Below are 14,170 nucleotides of genomic sequence, written 5' to 3'. Positions count from 1 at the left end.
AAAAAGCACATAGAGACGCGTATTTGCCGGTCGAAATGAGAACCGGACGGTCGTCGCGGAGTCTACCGACCGATATACTCGCAACCTTGCTCCGGTTTGTAAGGGGTTGCTGTGCGAAAACGCCGTTGGCCCGACCCTTGCTCGGGATTAGCCGGTTTCGCAGAGTTTCTCCTTAGGCGCCTGATGGAAAACGTGACGAACGTAGTATGTTCGGTGCTGAATCGTTTTTCCCGAAGACGGCTACCACCAGCAATACCCAACGAAGAGTCACGGGTCAGAGGCACCCCAGGCATGATAGAGCTCGAACAAGAAGATCCGATCCCGCAAGGCGACCTGGCCCTGCAAATCACCGCACTTCCCCGCGAAACCAACGGCTTCGGCGATATTTTCGGCGGCTGGCTGGTGGCGCAGATGGACCTGGCAGGCACTGCCATGGCCAGCCGCGTCGCCGGTGGCCGTGTCGCAACCGTCGCCATCGACCGCATGGCTTTTCTGGTGCCGGTGGCTGTCGGCGCGCAATTGTCCTTTTATACCCAGACCCTGGAAATCGGCCGCAGCTCGATCCAGATGATGGTCGAGGTGTGGAGCGACGACCCGCTGTCCAGCGAGTGGCGTAAAGTGACCGAAGCCGTGTTCGTGTTCGTTGCCATCGATGGCAGCGGTCGCACCCGTTCGGTTCCGCCGCGCGCCTGTTAAACCTCGCGGCCGTTTCACGGTCGATAGTCGTCCAAGTTGCTGATCGAGAGTTGCCCCATGAACACGCCCAACGTTGAAGCCGTGAAACTGGATGAACTGAACTGCTGGCGCATCCGCCACGGTCAGGCCGAAGTGCTGGTGGCCCAGCAAGGCGCGCACATCCTCAGTTATCAGGTAGACGGCCAGCCGCCACTGATCTGGCTGAACGACAAGGCCGTGTTCAAGACCGGCAAGAGCATCCGCGCCGGCGTGCCGGTGTGCTGGCCGTGGTTCGGCATCTTCGCCCGCAACCCGCAGAGCGTGCAGGCGATGCGCACGAGCGAAGAACCGGCCGGGGCCCACGGATTTGTCCGGGCGATGGATTGGGAACTGGGCGGCATCGAAGCCGAAGGCGAAAGCCTGAAAGTGGAATTCAAGCTGCCTTACCCCGAGGGCGGTTTTGCGGAATGGCCGCATCAGGTCGACCTGACCCTGACCCTGCGCCTCGACGATCAGTTGCACATCAGCCTGACCAGCCACAACCGTGGCACCGAAACCGTCAGCATCAGTCAGGCGCTGCACAGCTATTTTGCGGTCAGCGATGTGCGCAACGTGCGCGTCGAAGGCGTGGATGGCCTGGACTACATCGAGACCCTGGATGACTGGAAGACTCACACCCAGCAAGGCGATCTGCGTTTCGCCGCAGAAACCGACCGCATCTACCTCGACGCCCCACCGCAATTGAGCATCATCGACCCAGCCTGGGAACGACGCATCGTGCTGAACACCACCGGCTCACGCACGGCGGTGATCTGGAACCCGTGGATCGACCGCGCCGCCGCGCTCAGCGACATGGATAACGACGGCTGGCAACGCATGCTGTGCATCGAGACGGCGAACGTGATGAACGATGTGATGAACCTGGCGCCGGATGCCAGCCACACCCTGGGTGTGAGCGTCGGTAGCCAGCCCCTCTGAAAACAAAAATCGCAGCCCTGGGGCTGCGATTTTTTTTGCGGGTCGCAATTACAGATCCGATTCCTGCACCACCCGCACCTTGTCCGCGTCCAGCGCATACGCCGCATCGGCCAGGTCATTGCTGACCTTTTCGATCTTCAGCGTGCCGGTCACCCACAGCGGCGTGTAGATGTCATCCAACTTCAAGCCTTTTGGATAACGCACCAGCACCAGTTGATTCGGCGGCGGTGGCGGCACATGAATGCACGCGCCCGGATACGGCACGAGGAAGAACAACGTGCTGCGCCCCTTGGCGTCGGACTCCAGCGGCACCGGATAACCGCCGATACGGATGTGCTTGTCGTTCATCGACGCCACGGTCTTGGTCGAATACATCACCGCCGGCAAGCCCTTGGCCTGCTTCATCCCGCCTTTCTGGGTGAAGGTGCCGGTGGCTTCCGGGGAGTTGTGGTCGATTTCAGGCATGGCCTCAAGGGCTTTCTGATCCGACTTGGGCATCAGTTCCAGCCAGTCGGTTTCCGGCAGATCGCCGGCGTGAGCCAGACCGCTGCCCAGCAAAAGGAGAGTCAATAGAAGACGGCGCATGGAGGTGCTCGGTAAAGGATGCTCGAATAAGGAGGGAACGCTGAATCGCCGAGCATTCTAGCCCTCCCCGCCGGATTGGCAGAGAGGGCTTTGTCGCTTTGGATCAGTTCTTTTTGATCAGGCCGTAGATCACCAGCAGGATGATCGCGCCGACCAGCGCGCCGATGAAGCCTGCGCCCTGACCCGCCTGATAGATGCCCAGGGCCTGGCCGCCGTAAGTGGCTGCCAGCGAACCGCCGATACCGAGCAGGATGGTCATGATCCAGCCCATGCTGTCATCGCCCGGTTTCAGGAACCGCGCCAGCAGGCCGACGATGAGGCCGATAAAGATGGTTCCGATAATTCCCATGGCATTTCCCTCTGAATAGTAGATATGCCCAAGCCTAGTCAGACTTTGGCATCCTGCCATGAGAGAGCGGCGGCCCCTTAATGGTTCCGCCGCTGCCAGATGAAACTGTCGTTACTCGGCGATCAGCGCTTCGACCTTGAGGATCTGCTGCTCGAGAGTCGCCTTGTCCTTGCAGCGCAGATTGGCGTGACCGACCTTGCGCCCGGCCTTGAAGGCCTTGCCGTAGTGATGCAGATGGCAATCATCGATGGCGATGACTTTCTCCACCGGCGGCACGACGCCGATGAAGTTGAGCATCGCGCTCTCGCCGACCTTGGCAGTCGAACCCAGCGGCAGACCGGCAACGGCTCGCAGATGGTTTTCGAACTGGCTGCACTCGGCGCCTTCGGTGGTCCAGTGCCCGGAGTTGTGCACGCGCGGAGCGATTTCGTTGGCCTTGAGGCCACCGTCGACCTCAAAAAACTCGAACGCCATCACGCCGACATAATCCAGCTGCTTGAGCACGCGGCTGGAATAGTCTTCGGCCAGCGCCTGCAGCGGGTGATCGGAGCTGGCGACCGACAGCTTGAGGATGCCGCTGTCGTGAGTGTTGTGCACCAGCGGATAGAACCTGGTCTCGCCATCGCGGGCGCGCACGGCGATCAGCGACACTTCACCGGTGAATGGCACGAAGCCTTCCAGCAGGCAAGGCACGCTGCCCAGTTCGGCGAACGTACCGACCACGTCTTCCGGCTTGCGCAGGACTTTCTGGCCCTTGCCGTCATAACCCAGGGTGCGGGTTTTCAGCACGGCCGGCAGACCGATCGAAGCGACGGCGGCATCAAGGTCGGCTTGCGACTGGATGTCGGCGAATGCCGGGGTCGGAATCCCCAGGTCCTTGAACATGCTCTTTTCGAACCAGCGGTCGCGAGCGATGCGCAGGGCTTCGGCACTCGGGTAGACCGGTACGAATTGCGAAAGGAAGGCCACGGTTTCGGCCGGGACGCTTTCGAACTCGAAGGTCACCAGATCGACTTCATCGGCCAATTGGCGCAGATGATCCTGATCGCCGTAATCGGCCCGCAGGTGTTCGCCCAGCGCAGCGGCGCAAGCGTCCGGCGCAGGGTCGAGGAAAGCGAAGTTCATGCCCAGCGGGGTGCCCGCCAGGGCCAACATGCGACCCAACTGGCCGCCACCGATTACACCGATCTTCATCTCAACAACCTCAGGCAATACGTGGGTCTGGATTGTCCAGGACGCTGTCTGTCTGCTCGGCACGGAAGGTCTTCAGTACCGCGTGGAATTGTGGATGCTTGGCGCCCAGAATGCTCGCCGACAAAAGCGCGGCGTTGATCGCGCCCGCCTTGCCGATGGCCAGAGTGGCAACCGGAATACCGGCCGGCATCTGCACGATCGACAGCAGCGAGTCGACGCCCGAGAGCATGGCCGACTGCACCGGCACGCCCAGCACCGGCAGGTGGGTCTTGGCCGCACACATGCCTGGCAGGTGGGCTGCGCCACCGGCACCGGCGATGATCACCTCGATGCCGCGGCCTTCAGCCTCTTCGGCGTACTGGAACAGCAGATCCGGGGTGCGATGGGCGGAAACCACCTTGACCTCGTAAGGGATGCCGAGCTTTTCCAGCATATCGGCGGTGTGGCTAAGGGTGGACCAATCGGACTTGGAGCCCATGATCACGCCAACCAGTGCACTCATCGTCGCGCCTCTTCTCTCTGGGCGCCCGCAGGCGCGTCAAAAACAACAAGCCACGCAGGATGCGTGGCTTGTTGTAGGAAAAATGGCCGGACGAACCGGCCGAAGGCCGCGCAGTATACCGCAAAGAAAGCAATAAACAGCCCCCGTTGCGACCATCTGTCAAATGAGCCAAAGCCCCGGTTTTATTGACTCAAAGGTCAGCGCCAGCGCATTCAGGAAGATTGTGCGGCACCGCCTTCCAGCTTGCGCCACAACAACCGCACATTAGCCTTGCGCACCAGCGCACAGCGGTACAGGCGAATCTCCAGTGGCACATGCCATTGCGGACCGCCGCAGATCACCAGTTCGCCCCGGGCCAGTTCGTTCCGCACACTCAACTGCGGAACCCAGGCAATGCCGAGGCCTTCCAGGGCCATGCTTTTAAGGCTGTCAGCCATGGCGGTTTCATAGATGGTGGTGAAGCGCAGCTGACGCTGGCGCAGCAAACCGTTTACCGAACGCCCGAGAAACGCCCCGGCGCTGTACGCCAGCAACGGCACACTGCCCTCGCCTTCCAGATCGAACAGCGGTTTGCCGTTGGCATCCGCCGCACACACTGGAAGCATTTCGGTCTGGCCCAGGTGCAGCGACGGGAAGATTTCCGGGTCCATCTGCATGGCCGCGTCCGGGTCATAGAAGGCCAGCATCAGATCGCAGCCACCTTCACGCAGCGCGTGCACTGCGTCGCCGACGTTGGTCGCCACCAGCCGCGTGGCGATGTTCAGGCCTTCGTTGCGCAGTTGCGCGATCCAGCGCGGGAAAAAACCGAGGGCCAGCGAGTGCGCCGCCGCGACCTGGATCACTTCGCCCTGCCCGCCTTCCAGATGATGAAGATGGCGCAGCACTTCACCGAGCTGCTCGACCACGGTGCGCGCGGTCACCAGGAACAGTTGCCCCGCCGCTGTCAGCTCGACCGGCGTACGCGAGCGGTTGACCAGCGTCAGGCCCAGTGCTGCCTCCAGGCTGCGGATCCGCCGACTGAACGCCGGCTGGGTCACGAAGCGCCGTTCGGCCGCCTGCGAGAAGCTGCGGGTGGCGGCCAGAGCACTGAAGTCCTCGAGCCATTTGCTTTCCAGATTCATCACGTCCTCCCGGACACGCACCAAAACAGGTCACACGTCTGCCGCGCACGCGGCGTCACACGGGCATTATGCCGAATGTGCATAGGGCAGTGTTTAACAGCATTGGCCCAAAAACTCCCACAAGCCTAGCATTCGCAGCGTTCCGGCACAGACCGGGTCCATATCGAGATGATTTCTATCATGTCCTCCGCTGCATCATTCCGCACAGAAAACGACCTGCTTGGCGCCCTCGAAGTCCCTGCTCAAGCGTATTACGGCATCCAGACCCTGCGAGCGGTGAACAACTTCCGCCTCTCGGGCGTTCCGATTTCGCACTACCCGAAGCTGGTTGTCGGTCTGGCGATGGTCAAACAGGCCGCCGCTGACGCCAACCGTGAGCTGGGCCACCTGAGCGAAGCCAAGCACGCTGCCATCAGCGAAGCCTGTGCACGTCTGATCCGCGGTGATTTCCACGAAGAGTTCGTGGTCGACATGATTCAAGGTGGCGCCGGTACCTCCACCAACATGAACGCCAACGAAGTGATCGCCAACATCGCGCTGGAAGCGATGGGTCACCAGAAGGGCGAGTACCAGTACCTGCACCCGAACGACGACGTGAACATGGCGCAGTCGACCAACGACGCCTACCCGACCGCGATCCGTCTGGGTCTGCTGCTGGGTCACGACGCGCTGCTGGCCAGCCTCGACAGCCTGATTCAGGCATTCGCGGCCAAGGGTGAAGAGTTCAACCACGTCCTGAAGATGGGTCGTACCCAGCTGCAAGACGCCGTGCCGATGACTTTGGGTCAAGAGTTCCGCGCCTTCGCCACCACCATGAGCGAAGACCTGGCCCGTCTCAAAACACTGGCTCCGGAAGTCCTGACCGAAGTGAACCTGGGCGGCACCGCGATCGGCACCGGCATCAACGCCGACCCGCGCTATCAGGCCCTGGCCGTAAAGCGTCTGGCGCTGATCAGCGGTCAGCCGCTGGTTCCAGCCGCCGACCTGATCGAAGCCACCTCCGACATGGGCGCCTTCGTGCTGTTCTCCGGCATGCTCAAGCGCACCGCGGTCAAGCTGTCGAAGATCTGCAACGACCTGCGTCTGCTGTCCAGCGGCCCGCGCACCGGCATCAACGAAATCAACCTGCCGGCGCGTCAGCCAGGCAGCTCGATCATGCCAGGCAAGGTCAACCCGGTCATCCCGGAAGCCGTGAACCAGGTGGCCTTCCAGGTCATCGGTAACGATCTGGCGCTGACCATGGCAGCCGAAGGCGGCCAACTGCAACTGAACGTGATGGAGCCGCTGATCGCTTTCAAGATCCTCGACTCGATCCGTCTGCTGCAACGCGCCATGGACATGCTGCGCGAGCACTGCATCGTCGGCATCACCGCCAACGAAGCGCGCTGCCGTGAACTGGTCGAACACTCGATCGGTCTGGTCACCGCACTGAACCCGTACATCGGCTACAAAAACGCCACCCGCATCGCCCGTATCGCCCTTGAAAGCGGCCGCGGCGTGCTGGAACTGGTGCGCGAAGAAGGTCTGCTCGACGAAGCCATGCTCGCCGACATCCTGCGCCCGGAAAACATGATTGCTCCGCGTCTGGTGCCTCTGAAGGCCTGATCCGACGCGTTACTTGTAGCACCGCTCACCAGGTCGAGGGACTAGACACCTCTCACCTTTTGAGGGCTTGGGGAGCATTCCCCGAGCCCTTTTTTTTAACTGTTTGAACCTGAGAACCGTATGTATGGAAGCTGGCCGCAAACCGGCTCCCAGACAAGCCCGACGCCGGTAACGTCGGGTGTTTCAAAGCTTCGTTTCGTCGCTTGCACCACAACCGTGCAGACGGGCGCCGCACTGATCGGTATAGTGCCGCCCCTCTTCGCGTGAGCGGTCGTCGGTAACGAGGCCATAACCCATGCGAAACCCGAACTAATAACAAACCCGCGATATGGATCCGGGACGAAACCCTCGCCTCGCCCGTTGTGCCGCGCGCACACCGGTGTAACGCGATGTTTCCGACCATCCAGCATTTGCTTACACAATAAACAGCGAGGAAAAATCCATGCTCGAAGTCATCAACGACTTCCTCTCAGGGAAAGTACTGATCGTGCTCATTGTCGGGCTCGGTAGCTACTTCACGATTCGCTCGCGTTTCGTTCAATTGCGCCACTTCTTCCACATGTTCGCGGTGTTCCGCGACAGCCTCAAAGGCAACGCCGGGCAGCTCAGTTCGTTCCAGGCCCTGATGCTCAGCCTTGCCGGCCGCGTCGGTGCGGGCAACATCGCCGGTGTCGGCATCGCCGTGACCCTCGGTGGTCCGGGTGCGGTGTTCTGGATGTGGGTGACCGCTCTGGTCGGCATGTCCAGCAGCTTCTTCGAATGCACCCTGGCCCAGGTCTACAAGCGCGCCGACGGCGACGGCCTGTACCGTGGCGGTCCGGCTTACTACATCCAGCACGGCCTGAAACTCAAAGGCATGGCGGTGGTGTTCTCGATTCTGCTGCTGGTCACCTACGGCTTCGCCTTCATCGGCCTGCAGTCCTACACCGTGACCCACTCGCTGCAAAACGCCTTTGCCTTTGACCCGCAACACACCGGCATCGTCCTGGCTGTGCTGCTGGCCATTACCTTCATCGGTGGCATCAAGCGTATTGCCTCGGTGTCCGACCTGCTGGTACCGATCAAGACCCTGGCCTACATCGGCGTGACCCTGTACGTGATCGGCACCCAGATCGAACACGTGCCAGCCATGCTGGAAACCATCTTCAAGAGTGCCTTCGGCCTCGACCCGGCTTTCGGCGGCCTGCTTGGCAGCGCCATCGTCATGGGCGTGAAGCGTGGCGTATTCGCCAACGAAGCCGGTCTGGGCAGTGCGCCGAACGTCGCCGCCGTGGCCGCCGTGAAGCACCCTGGCGCTCAAGGCGTGGTTCAGGCGTTCAGCGTGTTCCTCGATACTTTCGTGATCTGCACCTGCACCGCGCTGCTGATCCTGCTGTCGGGCTTCTACACCCCGGGGTTCGAAGGTGACGGCATCGTCCTGACCCAGAACTCGCTGGCCGCCGTGGTCGGTGACTGGGGCCGCCTGTTCGTCAGCGTCGCGCTGTCGCTGTTCGTCTTTACTTGCATCCTCTACAACTACTATCTGGGCGAAAACAGCCTGCAATTCCTCACCCGCAACCGCGCTGTGCTGATGACGTTCCGCGGTCTGGTACTGGCCCTGGTGGTCTGGGGTTCGATGCAGGATCTGTCGACCGTGTTCGCCTTCGCCGACATCACCATGACCTGCCTGGCCTTCGTCAACCTGATGGCCCTGGCCATGCTGTTCAAGGTCGGCATGCGCGTGATGCGCGACTACGATGCGCAGCGCCGCGCCGGCGTCGACCAACCAGTGTTCGACTCCAGCAAGTTCAGCGACCTGGATCTGGACCTCAAAGCCTGGCCTGCCAATCCGTCGGCCGACACCCAGGCCAACACTCAGCCGCAAGGCATCCCGGCAGCGCAACGCTGATCGGGTAAAAACCGGGCGCAGCTCTTGCGCCCGGCGTGACACAGGCAGCGGTCGGCGTCATGCTCGACCGCCTGCTGTCCTCGCTCAGGAGAACTCCCCATGAATTCCTCGACCTACCCTGCCGCCCAGCACGTCATGGTGCTGTACACCGGTGGCACCATCGGCATGCAAGCCAGCGCCAATGGCCTGGCCCCGGCCTCCGGTTTCGAAGCGCGGATGCGCGACTACCTGCACAGCCAGCCTGAGCTGGTGGTACCGCAGTGGCGCTTTCGCGAGATGTCGCCGCTGATCGACAGCGCCAACATGACTCCAGCCTACTGGCAGCAACTGCGTGAAGCGGTGGTCGACGCCGTTGATGTGCAGGGCTGCGACAGCGTGCTGATCCTGCATGGCACCGACACCCTGGCCTACAGCGCCGCCGCCATGAGTTTCCAGTTGCTCGGCCTGCATGCCCGTGTGTGTTTCACCGGCTCGATGCTGCCGGCCGGGGTCACCGACAGCGACGCCTGGGAAAACCTCAGCGGCGCGCTGGTCGCCCTCGGCCAGGGCCTGGCACCGGGCGTGCATCTGTATTTCCACGGCGAACTGCTGGCCCCGACCCGTTGCGCAAAAGTGCGCAGCTTCGGCCGTCATCCGTTCAAACGTCTGGAGCGTCAGGGCGGTGGCGTGAAAGCCACTTCCCTGCCGGCCGCGCTGAACTACAACCAGCCGAAGCAACTGGCCAGGGTTGCCGTGCTGCCGCTGTTCCCGGGCATCGGCGCCGAGATCATCGACGGCCTGCTCGACAGCGGCATCCAGGGTCTGGTGCTGGAGTGCTACGGCAGCGGCACCGGGCCGAGCGATAACCCGGCGTTCCTGGCCAGCCTTGATCGGGCGCGCAATAACGGCGTGGTCGTGGTTGCGGTTACGCAGTGCCATGAGGGCGGTGTGGAGCTGGATGTCTACGAAGCCGGCAGCCGTCTGCGCGGGGTTGGCGTGTTGTCCGGCGGCGGGATGACCCGTGAGGCGGCATTCGGCAAGTTGAATGCATTGCTCGGCGCAGGACTGGATGTCGCGCAGGTTCGCCGGTTGATGGAACTGGACTTGTGCGGGGAACTGCTCTGAGTAACACAAACCTGCGATCTGATGCCTGAAACAAGCAGGCCCTCCCCAGGGAGAGCCTGCACCAACAATTACTCTTCAGCCAAATCAAAACTTCCCGCAAACTTCCTTTTTCCATTGTCGAAATCAACACTGACGATACCTTTGAACGCCATCCACGGAAACCCCGTTACACGCTCCAGCTTTACTGTCCCTACCCCATCGAGATACAAAACCTCGTCCGTCGTAATCTCGAAATGTGCGTGCTCCGGAATTTTAACTTCCGTGCCCAGGTATTCTTGTTTTACCAGCAGCGTGATTTTGTTCTTGAAACTTTGGCCGTCATAGTCAGCAAACACTAGAGCAACGCCTTCTTTATCGAGGCGCAATCCAGGTAGCGCAAAGTTCCCACCATCCAAAAGCCCTCTGATCATGCCCTTCGGCAGGGAAGCCGCTGAAGATCGGGTGTTGTTGACCTGCGAACCATTGTTATCCATAGCCGTTCTCCGAAATTTATTGGAACCTCAAAACAACAAGTGCACTTACAATCGAAACTAGCAACAGACCCACTGGCAGTCAAATATCAACACGACAAATAAAAAAATGTTTTCAATCAGCCAATATAACTGACGAACGGCAGCGTTTTCGCGAAAAACCTGTCAACTTTGACAGTTGTCGAATGATTGTTTTTATTTTAAGTTTCAAGTGCCAACAGCAATAACTTCAACTTAACCGAAAAATAAAACTTCAGTTATCAACATCGACAAGTTATTAACCGGGCCATCGCTTGATTAATGCAGGCATGCTGGCGGCACACAATTTGCTCATTATTCCGGTATCCCCAAGGCTGGAAGTCCTCGATGCTCCACTCCCACCTCACCACCCTCAACGCCGTCGCCCTGGTGCTCAACACCTTCAGGGATCAAGGCCTGTCCAGCGAAGCGCTGCTGGCCGGCAGCGGTATCAGCGCGGCGGATCTGAGCCGGGCCGACACCCGCATCACCACCAATCAGGAGATGCAGGTCTGCGCCAACGCGGTCGCGCTCAAGCACGACATTGGCCTGGAACTGGGCCGGCGCATGCATGTTTCCTGCTACGGCATCCTCGGTTACGCGCTGCTGACCTGTGCCACCTTCGGTGACGCTTTGCGGCTGGCGATCCGTTATCCGGCGCTGCTGGGAACACTTTTCGAACTGAGCCTGGAAGACGACGGCGAGCGCGTCTGGTTCGTCGCCGCCGATTACCGCGAGAGCCCGGCAATGGCGGTGTTCAATGCCGAGTTCTGTCTGGTGTCGCTGAAAGTCATCTGCGATGACTTGCTCGGTCATCCGCTACCGCTGCTCGCCACCCGCTTCGAGCACACCGCGCCAGATTATCGTGACAGCTACGCCGAACACTTCAAGGCACCTGTGCACTTCGGCGCCAAGGACAATGCTTTCGCCTTCGACCGGCGCTGGCTCGACCAGCCGCTGCCGCTGGCCGACATCATCACCCACCAGGCCATGGCCGAGCGCTGCCGCAAGCAGAACACCGAGTTCACCGGTCGTCAGGCGTGGCTGGGGCGGATTCGTCAGTTGCTCAGCGCGCAACTCAACGCCGCACCGGGGCTGGAAGGTCTGGCGCAGCAGATGAACTGCTCGCCGCGCACCTTGCGCCGGCACCTGAAGGACATGGGCTGCAGTTATCAGGAACTGCTCGACGAACTGCGTTTCGAGCGAGCCAAACAGATGCTGTGCGAGGACCAGTTGCCGATCTACCGCATCGCCGAAACCCTGGGTTTCAGCGAAACCGCGAGCTTCCGCCATGCGTTCGTGCGCTGGAGCGGCGTGGCGCCGAGTCAGTTCCGTCCACACGGTTAAACCGTCCAGGGGCGATATCAGGTCAGCATTTTTGGCCACATCGATCCCCTTTTGGCCTCTCTGGCCGTTCTCCGATTCGCTCCGCGCCGCAACACTGGGATCAACCGAATCAGCCCCTGCGGAGAACAACAAATGCTGACGATCTACTCTGACGATCACCACCTGCACCATGGCCGCTGCGAATTGATCGACGGGCAACTCAAGCCTTGCTTCGAGATGCCGTCGCGCGCCGACCACGTGCTGCAACGGGTAAAACATCAAAACCTCGGCCCGGTCGAGGCGCCGAAGGATTTCGGCCTCGGGCCGATCGAGCGCATCCACAGCCGCGACTACCTCGACTTCTTCAAAGGCGCCTGGGCGCGCTGGACCGAATTCAACACCGACGGCGACTTGCTGCCTTACACCTGGCCGGCGCGCACCTTGCGCCAGGTCAAACCGACCAGCCTGCACGGCCAGCTCGGCTATTACAGCTTCGACGGCGGCGCACCGATCACCGCCGGTACCTGGCAAGCCGCCTACAGCGCAGCCCAAGTGGCGCTGACCGCACAAGCGGAAATCCAGCGCGGCGCCCGTGGCGCCTTCGCCCTGTGCCGTCCGCCGGGACACCACGCCGCCGGCGATTTGATGGGCGGTTATTGCTACCTCAACAACGCCGCCATCGCCGCGCAGGCTTTCCTCGATCAGGGCCACAAGAAGGTCGCGATCCTCGACGTCGACTACCACCACGGCAACGGCACCCAATCGATTTTTTATGAGCGTAGCGACGTGCTGTTCACCTCGATCCACGGCCACCCGGAAGCGGAGTTCCCGTTCTTCCTCGGCTACGAAGACGAGCGCGGCGAAGGCGCCGGTGAAGGCTTCAACTTCAACTATCCGCTGCCGGCCGGTTCCGGCTGGGATGTCTGGAGCGCGGCGCTGGATCAGGCCTGCCAGGAGATCGACAACTACGGCGCCGACATCATCGTCGTGTCGCTGGGCGTCGACACCTTCAAGGACGACCCGATCTCGCAGTTCAAGCTCGACAGCCCCGATTACCTGGCGATGGGCAAGCGCATCGCGGCTCTCGGCAAACCGACCCTGTTCGTCATGGAAGGTGGCTACGCGGTGGAAGAAATCGGCATCAACGCGGTGAACGTGCTTGAAGGTTTCGAACAATGAGCAGACTCAAGCACCTCATCGCGCCGGCGTTGTGCGCAGCGCTGCTGAGCGGCGCGGCGCACGCGGAGGAACGCACCCTGCGCGTCTACAACTGGTTCGACTACATCACCCCCAAAGCACTGGAAGACTTCAAGGCGCAGAACAGCCAGACCAAACTGGTCTACGACATCTTCGACACCAACGAAGCACTGGAGGCCAAACTGCTGACCGGCAATTCGGGCTACGACGTGGTGGTGCCGTCCAACGTGTTCCTCGCCAAGCAGATCGAGGCCGGGGTATTCCAGCCGCTGGATCGTAGTCAGTTGCCGAACTGGAATCACCTCGACCCGAAACTGATGAAGCTGATCGAGGCCAACGATCCGGGCAACAAATTCGCCGTGCCTTACATGTACGGCACCATCCTGATCGGCTTCAACCCGGCCAAGGTCAAGGCAGCGCTGGGCGACAACGCGCCGGTGGACAGCTGGGACCTGATCTTCAAAGAGGAGAACATCAGCAAGCTCAAGCAGTGCGGCGTGGCCCTGCTCGACTCGCCGTCGGAAATCCTGCCGCTGGCCCTGCAACACCTCGGCCTGGATCCCAACAGCAAGAACCCGGCGGACTACGCCAAGGCTGAAGCGCTGCTGTTGAAGATCCGCCCGTACGTGACCTACTTCCATTCGTCCAAGTACATGGCCGATATCGCCAACGGTGACATCTGCGTCGCGGTCGGTTACTCGGGCAGCTTCTCGCAAGCCGCCAACCGCGCCAGGGAAGCGAAGAACGGCGTGGTGGTGGACATGCGCCTGCCGAAGGAAGGCGCGCCAATCTGGTTCGACATGCTCGCCATCCCCAAAGGCGCGAAGAACCCGCAGGACGCCTACACCTTCATCAACTACCTGCTGCAACCACAGGTGATTGCGCCGGTGAGTGACTTCGTCGGTTATCCGAACCCGAACAAGGACGCCACCGAACTTGTCGACCCGGCGATTCGCAACAACCCGAATCTGTACCCGACCGATGCGGCGATGAACACGCTCTACACCCTGCAACCGTTACCACGGGATGCAGAACGGGCGCGGACCCGGGCGTGGACCAGGATCAAGTCCGGCACTTGAAACCAGCCATTGAAAAAGACCCGCCTTCGCGGGTCTTTTTTTGCGCTATCCCTGTACCGCACCGTGTCGCCGGCGCCCT

The 14,170-nt window shown here is 61.2% G+C and carries 14 protein-coding genes; 8 read left to right on the top strand and 6 right to left on the bottom strand.

The genetic code is table 11. The features are described from left to right. Positions 1 to 291 precede the first annotated feature (291 nt). Both CAF79_RS04070 and CAF79_RS04065 read left to right on the top strand, forming a co-directional pair. Positions 292 to 696, top strand: a complete 405-nt coding sequence (locus CAF79_RS04070; protein ID WP_085696748.1) for an acyl-CoA thioesterase — start codon at positions 292 to 294, stop codon at positions 694 to 696. 57 nt (positions 697 to 753) lie between these two features. After that, complete coding sequence (locus tag CAF79_RS04065) at positions 754 to 1,653, top strand: D-hexose-6-phosphate mutarotase (RefSeq protein ID WP_085696746.1); 900 nt, start codon at positions 754 to 756, stop codon at positions 1,651 to 1,653. A 48-nt stretch (positions 1,654 to 1,701) separates the two neighbouring features. Here the strand turns inward: CAF79_RS04065 and CAF79_RS04060 are convergent, their stop codons facing one another. The 5 genes from CAF79_RS04060 to CAF79_RS04040 form a co-directional block, all read right to left on the bottom strand. Next, positions 1,702 to 2,238 carry a DUF3299 domain-containing protein gene (locus tag CAF79_RS04060; protein ID WP_085696744.1) on the bottom strand — a complete coding sequence of 179 codons (537 nt, stop codon included), beginning with the start codon at positions 2,236 to 2,238 and terminating at the stop codon, positions 1,702 to 1,704. Between the two features lie 103 nt (positions 2,239 to 2,341). Continuing rightward, complete coding sequence (locus CAF79_RS04055) at positions 2,342 to 2,587, bottom strand: GlsB/YeaQ/YmgE family stress response membrane protein (RefSeq protein WP_085696742.1); 246 nt, start codon at positions 2,585 to 2,587, stop codon at positions 2,342 to 2,344. A 111-nt stretch (positions 2,588 to 2,698) separates the two neighbouring features. Further along, positions 2,699 to 3,781 (bottom strand): 5-(carboxyamino)imidazole ribonucleotide synthase, encoded by a 1,083-nt coding sequence (locus tag CAF79_RS04050; protein ID WP_085696741.1) that lies wholly within the window; start codon positions 3,779 to 3,781, stop codon positions 2,699 to 2,701. Between the two features lie 10 nt (positions 3,782 to 3,791). Further along, positions 3,792 to 4,283 (bottom strand): 5-(carboxyamino)imidazole ribonucleotide mutase, encoded by a 492-nt coding sequence (purE, locus tag CAF79_RS04045; RefSeq protein ID WP_007954291.1) that lies wholly within the window; start codon positions 4,281 to 4,283, stop codon positions 3,792 to 3,794. Between the two features lie 212 nt (positions 4,284 to 4,495). After that, the gene (locus CAF79_RS04040) at positions 4,496 to 5,404 is read right to left on the bottom strand and encodes a LysR substrate-binding domain-containing protein (protein ID WP_085696739.1); all 909 of its coding nucleotides are present in this window, start codon (positions 5,402 to 5,404) and stop codon (positions 4,496 to 4,498) included. A gap of 180 nt (positions 5,405 to 5,584) precedes the next feature. On the opposite strand from CAF79_RS04040, the gene aspA reads away from it, so the two are divergent. The 3 genes from aspA (at position 5,585) to CAF79_RS04025 (ending at position 10,001) form a co-directional block, all read left to right on the top strand. Further along, positions 5,585 to 7,009 (top strand): aspartate ammonia-lyase, encoded by a 1,425-nt coding sequence (gene aspA, locus CAF79_RS04035; RefSeq protein ID WP_085696738.1) that lies wholly within the window; start codon positions 5,585 to 5,587, stop codon positions 7,007 to 7,009. Between the two features lie 442 nt (positions 7,010 to 7,451). After that, on the top strand, positions 7,452 to 8,897 hold the full coding sequence (locus CAF79_RS04030; protein ID WP_085696737.1) for a sodium:alanine symporter family protein: 1,446 nt from the start codon (positions 7,452 to 7,454) through the stop codon (positions 8,895 to 8,897). A gap of 99 nt (positions 8,898 to 8,996) precedes the next feature. Then, complete coding sequence (locus CAF79_RS04025) at positions 8,997 to 10,001, top strand: asparaginase (protein ID WP_085696736.1); 1,005 nt, start codon at positions 8,997 to 8,999, stop codon at positions 9,999 to 10,001. Positions 10,002 to 10,069: 68 nt separating this feature from the next. On the opposite strand, the gene CAF79_RS04020 is transcribed toward CAF79_RS04025, so the two are convergent. Continuing rightward, a complete protein-coding gene (locus tag CAF79_RS04020) occupies positions 10,070 to 10,474 on the bottom strand; it encodes a hypothetical protein (RefSeq protein WP_085696735.1) in 405 nt (134 codons plus the stop codon). 363 nt (positions 10,475 to 10,837) lie between these two features. On the opposite strand from CAF79_RS04020, the gene CAF79_RS04015 reads away from it, so the two are divergent. From CAF79_RS04015 to CAF79_RS04005, 3 genes are all read left to right on the top strand, one after another. Beyond that, positions 10,838 to 11,836, top strand: coding sequence for an AraC family transcriptional regulator (locus CAF79_RS04015; RefSeq protein ID WP_085696734.1), 999 nt, complete (start codon positions 10,838 to 10,840; stop codon positions 11,834 to 11,836). Between the two features lie 132 nt (positions 11,837 to 11,968). Then, the gene (locus tag CAF79_RS04010) at positions 11,969 to 12,994 is read left to right on the top strand and encodes a histone deacetylase family protein (RefSeq protein ID WP_085696733.1); all 1,026 of its coding nucleotides are present in this window, start codon (positions 11,969 to 11,971) and stop codon (positions 12,992 to 12,994) included. Next, on the top strand, positions 12,991 to 14,091 hold the full coding sequence (locus CAF79_RS04005; RefSeq protein WP_085696732.1) for a polyamine ABC transporter substrate-binding protein: 1,101 nt from the start codon (positions 12,991 to 12,993) through the stop codon (positions 14,089 to 14,091). The genes CAF79_RS04010 and CAF79_RS04005 overlap by 4 nt, the downstream gene beginning before the upstream one ends. The last annotated feature ends 79 nt before the right edge of the window (positions 14,092 to 14,170 follow it).

The sequence above is a fragment of the Pseudomonas sp. B26(2017) genome (assembly GCF_002113045.1).
Taxonomy (GTDB): Bacteria; Pseudomonadota; Gammaproteobacteria; order Pseudomonadales; family Pseudomonadaceae; genus Aquipseudomonas.
Note: the sequence above shows the minus strand (reverse complement) of the source record. Positions and strands in the feature narration are given on the sequence as shown.

Bases quoted from the DNA above. Each gene is read 5' to 3' on its own strand.
- CAF79_RS04070 (WP_085696748.1), top strand. From the start codon at position 292: ATGATAGAGCTCGAACAAGAAGATCCGATCCCGCAAGGCGACCTGGCC.
- CAF79_RS04065 (WP_085696746.1), top strand. From the start codon at position 754: ATGAACACGCCCAACGTTGAAGCCGTGAAACTGGATGAACTGAACTGC.
- CAF79_RS04060 (WP_085696744.1), bottom strand. From the start codon at position 2,238: ATGCGCCGTCTTCTATTGACTCTCCTTTTGCTGGGCAGCGGTCTGGCT.
- CAF79_RS04055 (WP_085696742.1), bottom strand. From the start codon at position 2,587: ATGGGAATTATCGGAACCATCTTTATCGGCCTCATCGTCGGCCTGCTG.
- CAF79_RS04050 (WP_085696741.1), bottom strand. From the start codon at position 3,781: ATGAAGATCGGTGTAATCGGTGGCGGCCAGTTGGGTCGCATGTTGGCC.
- purE (WP_007954291.1), bottom strand. From the start codon at position 4,283: ATGAGTGCACTGGTTGGCGTGATCATGGGCTCCAAGTCCGATTGGTCC.
- CAF79_RS04040 (WP_085696739.1), bottom strand. From the start codon at position 5,404: ATGAATCTGGAAAGCAAATGGCTCGAGGACTTCAGTGCTCTGGCCGCC.
- aspA (WP_085696738.1), top strand. From the start codon at position 5,585: ATGTCCTCCGCTGCATCATTCCGCACAGAAAACGACCTGCTTGGCGCC.
- CAF79_RS04030 (WP_085696737.1), top strand. From the start codon at position 7,452: ATGCTCGAAGTCATCAACGACTTCCTCTCAGGGAAAGTACTGATCGTG.
- CAF79_RS04025 (WP_085696736.1), top strand. From the start codon at position 8,997: ATGAATTCCTCGACCTACCCTGCCGCCCAGCACGTCATGGTGCTGTAC.
- CAF79_RS04020 (WP_085696735.1), bottom strand. From the start codon at position 10,474: ATGGATAACAATGGTTCGCAGGTCAACAACACCCGATCTTCAGCGGCT.
- CAF79_RS04015 (WP_085696734.1), top strand. From the start codon at position 10,838: ATGCTCCACTCCCACCTCACCACCCTCAACGCCGTCGCCCTGGTGCTC.
- CAF79_RS04010 (WP_085696733.1), top strand. From the start codon at position 11,969: ATGCTGACGATCTACTCTGACGATCACCACCTGCACCATGGCCGCTGC.
- CAF79_RS04005 (WP_085696732.1), top strand. From the start codon at position 12,991: ATGAGCAGACTCAAGCACCTCATCGCGCCGGCGTTGTGCGCAGCGCTG.